Consider the following 11,132-nt stretch of genomic DNA (forward strand, 5'->3'; position numbering starts at 1 on the left):
AAGTTACAAGAAAATATGAAAAAAACTATTGCAATTTGTGTACTCATAGCGGTGGCGATAGGATTAGGCTCTTTTTATTGGGTGAAACAGCAACGCGAATGCAAAGAAGCAGAGTATAACTACCAAGTAATAAGAAAAGGGCTTTTAATACTCTCAGAGGAATATAATAAAGGCGCTGAGAAAGTGCAATACCTCAAAGAGTATGAAGAAACTAAAAACAAAATCGTTAAAGAACATTAACAACATATTGTTACTATGAAAATAAAGAAAATATTAATGCTATCTGCTTTTTGGGTGACCATAGCTGTTAACGGACAGACAGCCTTTGAAAAGTTAGAAACCAATAAAGATATTAGCACTGTGGTAGTATCACAGAAGATGTTTCAGATGCTATCAAAAATTGACAGTAAAGATGCGGAAGCTAAAGAGTTTATGGAAGTTGCTAATAAGCTCAAAGGAATGAAGATATTCACGACTGAAAATAAAACGGCTGCTGGGTTAATGAAAACGGAAGCACAACAGTATCTTAAAACAGCAGGGCTATCAGAATTAATGCGAGTAAAAGACAAAGCTCAAAATGTGAAATTCTACACCAAAGAAGGGAAAGATGCTACCCACGTATCGGAACTGCTAATGCTTGTAGAACCGACCGAGACTTCAAAACAAACTATTGTATTATCGCTCACAGGCGATATAGACCTTAATAAAATAAGCGTATTAACCAAAAATATGAACCTCCCACAAGAGGTTAAAGAAATAAAGTAGCAGGAAAATGGCAAGACATGAATTAATTTTCCCTTCATTAGGAGAAAGTGTAACAGAGGCTGTTGTTACCAACTGGCTGAAAAAAGTAGGCGATCCTGTAGAAGCCGAAGAAAGTATTGTGGAAGTATCCACAGATAAAGTAGATACTGAAGTACCTACTGATGTGTCGGGTATATTGGCTGAAATCAAGTTTCAAGTGAATGACGTTGTGAAAGTAGGTGAAGTAATAGCTGTTATTGAGACACAAGAAGAGATTAGCACTTCTGGAGAAAAGCTTGATGTTGTACAACAATCGGTTGCAAGTTTAGAAAAGAACATTGCTAACATACAACAAAGTACCTCAGCTGAGCCACAAGTAGACTTCAGCAAAACAGAGCGTTTCTATTCACCTTTGGTAAAGAATATCGCTAAGAAAGAAGGTATCAGTTTAAGCGAGTTAGACAGCATCAAAGGAACAGGCTTAAACGACCGTGTAACCAAGAGTGATATTCTTGACTATCTATCGCATAGGACACAAGGAAAAGCAAAGCCTTCAGCTACTTTTGATGCTACTCCTGCCGATAAGAGAGTTTATACCAAACGCGGTGAAGAACGAATTGAGATGAGTCGTATGGGTAAACTCATTGCAGAGCATATGCTAAAAAGTAAACTTACTTCAGCACACGTACAAAGTTTTATTGAGGTAGATGTAACCCGTATATGGAAATGGCGCAATAAAGTAAAAAAAGCATTTGAAGAGCGCGAAGGTGAGAAATTCACTTTTACACCTATCTTTATGGAAGTGGTTGCCAAAGCACTTGTTGATTTTCCTATGATGAATGTCTCAGTAGAAGGGGATAGCATTATCAAGAAGAGAAATATTAATATAGGTATGGCTACTGCGCTATCAGACGGCAACCTAATTGTTCCCGTTATAAAAAACGCTGATGAGCTCAGTTTAAGAGGTATGGCAAAAGTAGTAAATGACCTTGCTAATAGAGCTCGTGCTAATGCACTCAAGCCCGATGAAGTGAAAGATGGTACATATACAGTAACCAATATAGGTTCATTTGGCACTTTGTTTGGCACTCCTATTATTAATCAGCCACAAGTAGGTATCTTAGCAATAGGAGCTATCCAAAAAGTTCCTGCTGTAATTGAAACTCCAGAAGGAGACACAATAGGCATTCGTTATAAACTAATGCTTTCTCACAGTTATGACCATCGTGTTGTAAATGGAGCCTTAGGAGGAATGTTTGTACAGCGTGTAGCTAAATATCTTGAAGAGTGGGATATGAATAGAGTACTATAAAATAATTTCAATAATGTGATTATATAGAAAAACGGGAAGTTTAATTAAAACTTCCCGTTTTTATTAGAATATGGTTTTTCTCATAGATGAGTCCTATAAAACTAATCTACATTGTCGTGTAAATAAGAATTGTTTTTTCTTATTTGCATCTCTCCTGCGCTATCTTTCCCCATAGAAGTACGTGATTGATTATTACTTCCAAACTTGTAGTTATAATCTTGCAAACGATTGGAACGAGAGCGTTTCATTACATCAGAGATTCTACTGTCAATAGGGTTCAAAGAAGACTCTATATCCTCTTCTTCTGCAAACATATCTAATTGACCTGAAGAAGGAGAAGTTTTGGACTTAGAATCCTCTTCTTTCTTATAAAGAATAAACTCGTTTGAGTTTTTATCTTCTGTAAAAGAGGTTGGCTTTGCTTCTATAAAAGTTCTTTCAAGCTCTGTATAGTCTTCTAAAGTATAACGAATTTCTCCCTCTTGATTTACAACAGGAGGATTCTTCCGGCGTTCTACTTGAGGCATTTCTTTATGAATATCCTCACTCAATTGGTGAATAATTGGAGCTTCTTTTTCGGGCTCTTCGTGTTTTACTGATGTTGATTGCTGGGTTTGCACTTCAGCTTTTTTTTCAATAGTTTGAAAACTATTCTTTTTAGGAATAGACTTATCTACTATCACAAACTCATCATTTACAGCAGTAACTATTTCACAATCCACCCAAATATTAAATAAATCTGATAGCGAAGACTCTTTCTTTATATCAGAGATTGAAGAAATGGGAGAAGCGCTATTTATAGCATTAACCACAGTTCCTTTAGGTTCTGTTAAATCACGAGTAGCTGTTTGGTTTTCCTCAAGAATATGAATTACCTTTTTGGTTTCAGCGTTCACTATTTCTTGTTGTTGGTCAGCATCAAAGCCTGTGGCAATAACTATCACAGAAATAGCCTCTCCTAATGATTCATCTTCACCTATCCCATAGATAAGGTCAGCCATATTATCACCTGCTTGCTCTTGAATAAAACTACTTATTTCAGTAACTTCACGCTGAGTAGCTTCTTTTTTACCATAAGTAATCAAAAGAAGAGCGTTTTTAGCACCTGCTATCTTATTATCATTTAGTAAAGGAGAGTTCAAGGCTGCTGAAACAGCCTCATAAGCTCTGTTATCACCTTCAGCTGAGGCTGAGCCCATAATAGCTGTTCCCCCGTTTTCAAGTACGGTACGAGCATCGCGTAAGTCGATATTTACAAGGTAGTGCTTACTGATTACCTCAGCCATACCTTTAGCTCCTTTTAATAATATCTCATTCGCCTTCCCATAACTCTCTTTAATACTCAAATCACCGTATATTTCGTTGATTTTATTATTATTGATAACAATAAGAGAATCTACACAGTCGCGCAGTTTTTTTATACCTGCTTGTGCTTGTCGGCTACGCTTTAAGCCTTCATAATTAAATGGAGTAGTTACAATAGCAACGGTAAGAATACCCATATCCTTAGCTTGTTTAGCTATTACGGGCACTGCTCCAGTTCCTGTTCCACCACCCATACCAGCTGTGATAAATACCATTTGGGTATTCCCTTCCAAAGTACGTTGGATATCCTCAATACTTTCAAGAGCCGCTTTTTCACCAATATCAGGATTGGCTCCTGCTCCTAATCCTTCAGTAAGGGTAACTCCTAATTGAATTTTATTAGGGATAGGGCTGTTTTCCAAAGCTTGTGCATCTGTATTACAGACCACATAATCTACCCCTTTTATACCTTCGTTGTGCATGAAATTCACGGCGTTGCACCCTCCGCCTCCTACGCCAATAACTTTGATATAGTTACTAATATTCTTTGGCAAATCAAATTGAATGTCCGAATTCATATCAAAAAATCATAATTATTTGTTTCTACTTAATCTTCACTATCTAAGAAGTCCTTTAGTTTTTCATTTAATTTACTCCACCAGCCTCTACTAGTTTTATGTATCTCTAATTCATCATCTTCATCTTTATCCTGAAAAACATTTATTTTTGGTGAATCTACTATTGTGATAGGTTGTTTTTCAAGTGATGAATCCTGCAAATCTGCTGATAAAGGCTCCACTACCACTCCCTTTCCGTTCTCTATTGTCTCTTGAGCTTTTACTTCCTGGAAGCGTTTTTTAAATTGCTCTTCTGCTTCATTTTCAATAGCGCTCATTACAAGACCTATAGCCGTAGAGTAAATAGGCGAAGTAAGTTTAGGGTCAGAGTTACCTGCTAAGTGCTCATTAGGATAACCTATGCGGGCATCCATTCCCGTAATATATTCTACTAACTGAACAATATGCTTCAGTTGGCTTCCACCTCCTGTGAGTACTACTCCCGCAAACAGTTTCTTTTTAGTTTCTTCGTGACCGTAATTTTTAATCACGTTAAATACTAAATTGATAATCTCACTTACTCTTGCGTGAATAATTTTAGAAAGGTTTTTAAGTGTTATTTCTTTAGGTTCCTTCCCTTTAATACCAGGAATAGATACTATCTCATTATCTCGGTTCTCTCCTGGCCAAGCTGACCCAAATTCTACTTTCAGCATCTCGGCTTGACGGGTGAGTATTCCACAACCTTCTTTTATATCATCAGTAATAATATTACCTCCTAAAGGCACTACGGCTGTATGGCGGATAATACCATCTTTAAAGATAGCTACATCAGTGGTACCACCTCCTATATCCACTAACACCACCCCTGCATCTTTTTCCTCTTCGCTTAATACAGCTTTAGCAGAAGCAATAGGTTCCAAAGTAAGACCTATGGGCTTTAGGTGTGCCATTTCCACACAACGAGTAATCCCTTTGATAGCGCTTACTTGCCCGATAACTAAGTGAAAAGTAGCATCTAAACGCGTCCCCATCATACCGATAGGTTCTTTAATATCTCCCACATTATCTACTTTATAGTCCTGAGGGAGTGCGTGAATTATCTTTTGTCCTGGTGAAAGTGCTATAGAGAACACCTGTTCTTTCAGGCGTTCCAAATCGTCAAAGTCTATAAGTTGTTCAGGGTCTGTACGGGTAATATAATCGCTATGTGAACGACTTATGATATTTTGTCCTGCGATACCTGCTTCTACATTCTCAATTTCTAAGCCTGTCTTTTCTTTGGCATCTTGAATAGCATCCATAATAGATTGAGTAGTTTTAGCAATGTTAGTTACTACTCCTTTATTGATGCCTTCACTTTTAGATTGCCCATAACCTAAAATCTGAATCTTCCCGTATTCGTTCTTTGCCCCTACCATAGTTACAATCTTGGTAGTCCCGATATCTAACCCTACGTAATACTTGTTATATTTCATTTTTCACTTAAACAACTATATCTAGATGTATAGCCGATAATTTTTTGTTTAATTCGTTATTAATTAGGTCGCTCTATTCGTGTCTTTACACTTCTTTAGACGTAGCAAAGATATAGAAAAAAAGAAACTTTACAGCATTTTTTTATTAATAAGTTATCAACATTTTTATAAACAGCTGATAATCAATGTTAATAATTTGCTAATTTTCTGCTTTATTCCCCTCAATTTTAGTCTTTTTCTCTCTGTTTTTATCACTTTTGTGTAATCAATCGCTTACGTGCCCTCTCCAAATCTTCGGGGGTATCAATCCCTATAGTAGGAATATCGGTTAGCGCTAAACGTATTTTAAACCCATTTTCTAAGTAACGAAGCTGTTCTAATTTTTCCGTTTCTTCTAATAAGGAAGGAGGTAACTCGGTGAACTGTTGTAATGCTTCTTTGCGATAGGCGTAAATACCTATGTGCTTGTAATAAGACACCTTGGTGTTAGGGTCGCGAGGAAAGGGAATGATATTCCTCGAAAAATAGAGTGCCTCTCCAAATTTGTTCACTACTACCTTCACATTGTTTGGGTTTGCAATATCATCTGGGTCGATAATACGCTCCATTAGGCTTGCTACCGCTATGCTTTTAGTAAGGTCTTTAGCAAAAATATCAATTACTTTTTGTAAGTTCTCTTTATCTGTAAAAGGCTCATCTCCTTGTACATTCACAATAATATCTACGTCTAAATCTCTTGAAGCTTCTGCCAAACGGTCACTGCCACTATTGTGTTCTTTTTTACTGCGAATTACTTTGCCTCCTACCTCCCGTATCACTTTTTCTATACGGTCATCATCAGTTACCACATACACTTCGTCAAACAAGCGGGTATCAGCTACACGTTCATAAGTATGTACAATTACAGGCTTGCCACAAAGGTCTTGCATCAGCTTTGCAGGAAAGCGGGTCGCTCCGTAGCGGGCAGGTATCATTGCTATCAGTTTCATCTCTAATTCAGTATAAACAATATTAATAACGTTAGGGGCATTAGCAAATCAGGAAGTATAATCCATACGTTCCCTTTGTTGAAATTGTGTTTTCGCTTCATCTCAGCGATGTGCAACAAGGCTGCTCCTATCAAGAATACACTAAACGGAATAGCCGTTGCCAACCAGAATCCGTCGCGAAACCAATGGCACAATATACCACAAATGCCTATCCCCAACGACACAAACCCCAATTCTTTTTGAAAACCATTAGATACCCATCCTATGGTTTTAGCTACTTTCTCACTGAGTACCGAGTGCCCTACAAAGTTAAACAAGCCAAAAAAGCCTACTCCATAAACCAAATGAGTGTATAATGCGGTATATACAAAGCTTTCATCGAATGAAAAAGTATACAGTACAACAGCCAGCAACCAACAAATAAAATATACAACAAGATATATCATAGTATTGTAACTATATAAAAGGGACTATCTTTCTCTTGAGTTAGACAGTCCCTTTCTTTATATAATCATTTCTACTTCATTATTCTGCCACTTGGGGTTTCATCTGGAAATCCTCCATAAACTTAGTAGTGTAATTGCCTGCTAAGTAATCGGGGTCGTCCATTAGTTGCAAGTGGAACGGAATCGTAGTTTTCACTCCTTCTACTACAAACTCGTCTAAGGCGCGTTTCATCTTGGCAATTGCTTCCTCACGGGTTTGCGCTGTAGTGATGAGTTTTGCAATCATCGAGTCGTAGTTAGGCGGAATTACATAACCACTGTACACGTGAGTATCGAGGCGTACTCCGTGACCTCCTGGGGCGTGCAAGGTGGTAATCTTACCTGGCGACGGACGGAAGTCGTTATAAGGGTCTTCCGCATTGATACGACACTCTATGGCGTGCAGTTTAGGCGTGTAGTTCTTACCTGAGATAGGCACTCCGGCAGCTACCAATATCTGCTCGCGAATAAGGTCGTAGTCTATCACCTGTTCAGTGATAGGGTGCTCTACTTGTATACGAGTATTCATCTCCATAAAGTAGAAATTGCGATCTTTGTCTACCAAGAACTCTACCGTTCCTGCCCCTTCATATTTGATATACTCAGCAGCTTTCACTGCAGCTTCTCCCATACGCTTGCGAAGGTCGTCCGTCATAAAAGGCGACGGCGTTTCTTCGGTAAGTTTCTGGTGGCGACGCTGTATCGAGCAATCGCGTTCTGAAAGGTGACAAGCCTTGCCGTATTGGTCGCCTACGATTTGTATCTCAATGTGACGAGGGTCTACAATCAGCTTTTCCATATACATCGCATCGTTACCAAAGGCAGCTCCTGCTTCCTGCATCGCACTGTTGAGGGCTTTCTCGAGGTCTTCCTCTTTCCATACATCGCGCATACCGCGACCTCCCCCACCGGCAGTAGCTTTCAGCATCACAGGGTAGCCTATTTCAGCAGCTATCTTTTTAGCGTGCTCCAACGATTCTACGAGCCCGTCAGAACCTGGTACGGTAGGCACTCCTGCGGCTTTCATAGTCGCTTTAGCTGATGCCTTATCACCCATTTTTTCAATCATTTCAGGCGATGCGCCTATAAACTTAATGCCGTGTTCTGCACAAATCTTCGAGAATTTCGCATTTTCCGAAAGAAATCCGTAGCCTGGGTGTATGGCATCGGCATTGGTAATTTCGGCAGCGGCTATAATATTAGGTATTTTTAAGTATGAATCTTTGCTGGGTGGAGGACCTATACACACAGCTTCATCCGCAAAACGCACGTGCAAGCTGTCAGCATCGGCAGTAGAGTATACGGCTACCGATTTGATACCCATTTCGCGACACGTACGTATCACGCGTAAGGCAATTTCTCCACGGTTGGCTATCAATATTTTTTTAAACATAATTGTTTGGTTTATGAAGGATCCACTAAATACAATGGCTGGTCAAATTCTACAGGTGAAGAATCATCAACCAATATTTTAACTATCTTACCAGAAACTTCTGATTCTATTTCGTTGAAGAGTTTCATCGCCTCAATAATGCAAATCACACTACCTTTGGCTATGGTAGAACCTACTTCCACAAATAGCGGTTTGTCTGGACCAGGACGACGATAAAAAGTACCAATCATCGGCGATTTGATAGTAATGTATTTGCTATCGTCATCGGCAGGTGTTGCTGGTTTGCTGTCAGCAGGTTCAGCTGTAGGAAGTTGTTGTACAGGCACTTGCTGTTGCAAAGGCAATTGCGGTAGCTGTTGTGCTACGGGCAATTGTTGTACAAACACTTGCTCTTTGCCACTTTCATCAGGGTTCGTTTTAATGGTGATTTTTACATCTTCCATTTCCAATTTCACTTCGCTTGCCCCCGACTTGGCAACAAACTTAATTAAATTTTGAATGTCTCTTAAATCCATACGTGTATTGTATTTTTCTCAATGGTTGTTCCTTATTTGTGATAAAGGGCTCCGTCGTATGCCCATTTTAAGTAAATAGCTCCCCAAGTGAAACCTCCCCCAAAGGCTACCAATACTATATTGTCTCCTTTTTTGAGTTGGTTTTCGTAGTCGTTAAGAGCTAAGATGATGGTTGCCGAAGTTGTATTGCCGTACTTGTGAATGTTGAGCATCACTTTTTCAGCAGGTAATCCCATACGCTCGGCAGTAGCATCAATAATGCGTTTATTAGCTTGGTGAGGCGTAAGCCATTGCACTTCGTTTGAGGTCAAACCGTTGCGTTTGATAAGCTCCTCTGCTATGTCAGCCATTCCTGTAACCGCGTATTTAAACACCGTTTTACCGTCTTGGAATACAAAATGGTCTTTGTTAGCCACTGTTTCAGCCGTAGTCGGACAGAGAGAACCTCCTGCTTTGATGTACAAATAGTTACGTCCTATTCCATCACTTCTTAAGAGTTCGTCCTGCACACCTAAACCTTCATAGTTGGGTTCAAAGAGTGCAGCCCCTCCCCCATCGCCGAAGATAATGCAAGTAGCTCTATCGGTATAGTCTATGATAGACGACATTTTGTCTGCCCCCACCAAGAGCACTTTTTTATAACGCCCTGATTCTATGTATTTAGCAGCTACCGAAACCCCAAATAGGAAGCTCGAACACGCAGCTTGCAAATCGAATGAAAAAGCATTCACAGCACCTATTTGCGACGCCACATAAGGACCTGTAAGGGCTACAGGCATATCAGGGGTAGCCGTAGCCAAAATAACTAAGTCTATTTCTTTGGGGTCAAGACCTGTTTTGCGAATAAGGTCTTTAGCGGCTTCAATTCCTAAAAATGATGAACCTTTATTAGGGTCTTTAAGTATGCGTCTTTCTTTGATACCTGTACGGGTGTAAATCCACTCATCGTTAGTATCTACCATTTTTTCTAACATTTCATTGGTTAGAACATCTTCAGGTACATAGCCTCCGATAGCCGTAATGGCAGCGGTTATTTTCTCCATCGTAATTCTCTAAATTAATTTTTATATAACTCACATAGTGATTATTAACTCCAATAAGTAGTTTTTTCACAAAGCCCACTATGTAAATTTGGGGCAAAAGTACATAATATTTTTGATTTAGCACCAATATGCAAAGAGTTTTTTTACTGAATATCCTTTTAAGAGCTTATTTTTAATGATGCAAAATTTTTACAAATAAATAAAACCCTAATAAAATGAACTTTTAAACTATTATAAAACACTCTATCTCCACCCTGCTACTCAGGTTTCATTTGTTCATCATTCGTTTATGTATAAACTTTGCCAAAATTTGAAACTCTAACAAAGTTGAAAATCTTCAATAACCATCTTTTTATCTTTACCTCAACTTCAACTTACCTTCGCTTTAACATCGCTCTTCCTTCGTCTTTTCCTCATCTGCCCGTGCGGCTCGCACCGTCTTTTATTCGTCTTTTCTCTATCTGCCCGTGCGGCTCGCACCGTTCTTTGTTCGTTCTTTGTTCGTTCTTTGTTCGTCTTTTGTTCGTCTTTTGTTCGTCTTTTGTTCGTCTTTTGTTCGTCTTTTGTTCGTCTTTTGTTCGTCTTTTGTTCGTCTTTTGTTCGTCTTTTGTTCGTCTTTTGTTCGTCTTTTGTTCGTCTTTCCTATAAGCTTTCTATAAGCTTCTCCCAAATTAACCATTAATCATTAATCATTAAATAAGCGTTTCATCTACATTATTTTATTCCCCCACCCCCATTTGCTAATTTGCTAATTAACCCATTCACTAATTTTATCCGCCTATGTGGCTCACACCTGCCAGTGTGACTCACACCGTCATTGATTTGGTATTCCTGTCATTTCTGATATTAATCAGTATTATTGGTATTATGGTATTAATTCGGTATTAATTAGTATCTTTGCAAAGTAATTATAAACTTTTATACCGATGAAAACATTGTATACGGTTGCTATTATTGGAATTATGCTATTGGGCATAGCCCATTCAGCAATTAGTTTCAAGAAATACGACCAACTTTCGGCAGAAGCCTTTTGGTTTTTCAGTGCAGGATTAGCCCTTATTTTTGCCGGTTTAGCCAATGGCTTACACTATCAGTTACAACTGCCTATTACTTTTCGTTATGTACTTGCTATAAACGTGCTATTAGTACTTTTTACAGTATTTTTAGCAATAAAAGTACCTGCTCCCACTACCCTTTTAGTAGCAATATTCTCAGCACTACTTTACATAGCAATTTTACTAAACAAATAGATAGGCAAGTTATTGTATTCATAACTCAATTATAATGAGTTTAATAAAAAAGAGCTGTTCA

General features: G+C 38.6%; 12 protein-coding genes. 4 read left to right on the forward strand and 8 right to left on the reverse strand.

Annotation, left to right across the window (positions count from 1 at the left end):
• Window positions 1-15 precede the first annotated feature (15 nt).
• Genes COCH_RS00115 through COCH_RS00125 form a run of 3 tightly spaced genes read left to right on the forward strand, consistent with a single transcriptional unit; the run spans window position 16 to window position 2,056 of the window.
• Window positions 16-240 (forward strand): hypothetical protein, encoded by a 225-nt coding sequence (locus COCH_RS00115; RefSeq protein WP_009421325.1) that lies wholly within the window; start codon window positions 16-18, stop codon window positions 238-240.
• 15 nt (window positions 241-255) lie between these two features.
• Window positions 256-765: a DUF4252 domain-containing protein gene (locus COCH_RS00120; protein WP_012796832.1), complete on the forward strand. Its 510-nt coding sequence runs from the start codon at window positions 256-258 to the stop codon at window positions 763-765.
• A gap of 7 nt (window positions 766-772) precedes the next feature.
• The gene (locus tag COCH_RS00125; protein ID WP_012796833.1) at window positions 773-2,056 is read left to right on the forward strand and encodes a dihydrolipoamide acetyltransferase family protein; all 1,284 of its coding nucleotides are present in this window, start codon (window positions 773-775) and stop codon (window positions 2,054-2,056) included.
• 101 nt (window positions 2,057-2,157) lie between these two features.
• On the opposite strand, the gene ftsZ is transcribed toward COCH_RS00125, so the two are convergent.
• From ftsZ to COCH_RS12095, 8 genes are all read right to left on the reverse strand, one after another.
• Window positions 2,158-3,939, reverse strand: coding sequence for a cell division protein FtsZ (gene ftsZ, locus COCH_RS00130; protein WP_012796834.1), 1,782 nt, complete (start codon window positions 3,937-3,939; stop codon window positions 2,158-2,160).
• Between the two features lie 29 nt (window positions 3,940-3,968).
• Window positions 3,969-5,396, reverse strand: a complete 1,428-nt coding sequence (gene ftsA, locus COCH_RS00135; RefSeq protein WP_012796835.1) for a cell division protein FtsA — start codon at window positions 5,394-5,396, stop codon at window positions 3,969-3,971.
• A gap of 251 nt (window positions 5,397-5,647) precedes the next feature.
• Window positions 5,648-6,385, reverse strand: coding sequence for a 3-deoxy-manno-octulosonate cytidylyltransferase (gene kdsB / locus COCH_RS00140; protein WP_012796836.1), 738 nt, complete (start codon window positions 6,383-6,385; stop codon window positions 5,648-5,650).
• Window positions 6,386-6,387: 2 nt separating this feature from the next.
• Entirely contained in the window at window positions 6,388-6,831 is a 444-nt protein-coding gene (locus COCH_RS00145; RefSeq protein ID WP_012796837.1) for a DUF6790 family protein, read from the reverse strand.
• 79 nt (window positions 6,832-6,910) lie between these two features.
• Entirely contained in the window at window positions 6,911-8,263 is a 1,353-nt protein-coding gene (accC, locus tag COCH_RS00150; RefSeq protein ID WP_002672717.1) for an acetyl-CoA carboxylase biotin carboxylase subunit, read from the reverse strand.
• Between the two features lie 11 nt (window positions 8,264-8,274).
• A complete protein-coding gene (gene accB / locus COCH_RS00155) occupies window positions 8,275-8,778 on the reverse strand; it encodes an acetyl-CoA carboxylase biotin carboxyl carrier protein (protein ID WP_002672720.1) in 504 nt (167 codons plus the stop codon).
• Between the two features lie 32 nt (window positions 8,779-8,810).
• Window positions 8,811-9,821: a beta-ketoacyl-ACP synthase III gene (locus tag COCH_RS00160; protein WP_012796838.1), complete on the reverse strand. Its 1,011-nt coding sequence runs from the start codon at window positions 9,819-9,821 to the stop codon at window positions 8,811-8,813.
• Between the two features lie 457 nt (window positions 9,822-10,278).
• Window positions 10,279-10,500: a hypothetical protein gene (locus tag COCH_RS12095; protein ID WP_041546577.1), complete on the reverse strand. Its 222-nt coding sequence runs from the start codon at window positions 10,498-10,500 to the stop codon at window positions 10,279-10,281.
• 247 nt (window positions 10,501-10,747) lie between these two features.
• On the opposite strand from COCH_RS12095, the gene COCH_RS00170 reads away from it, so the two are divergent.
• Window positions 10,748-11,071 carry a hypothetical protein gene (locus COCH_RS00170; RefSeq protein WP_012796839.1) on the forward strand — a complete coding sequence of 108 codons (324 nt, stop codon included), beginning with the start codon at window positions 10,748-10,750 and terminating at the stop codon, window positions 11,069-11,071.
• The last annotated feature ends 61 nt before the right edge of the window (window positions 11,072-11,132 follow it).

Origin of the sequence: Capnocytophaga ochracea DSM 7271 (assembly GCF_000023285.1) — a bacterium.
In the GTDB taxonomy this organism is placed as follows: domain Bacteria; phylum Bacteroidota; class Bacteroidia; order Flavobacteriales; family Flavobacteriaceae; genus Capnocytophaga; species Capnocytophaga ochracea.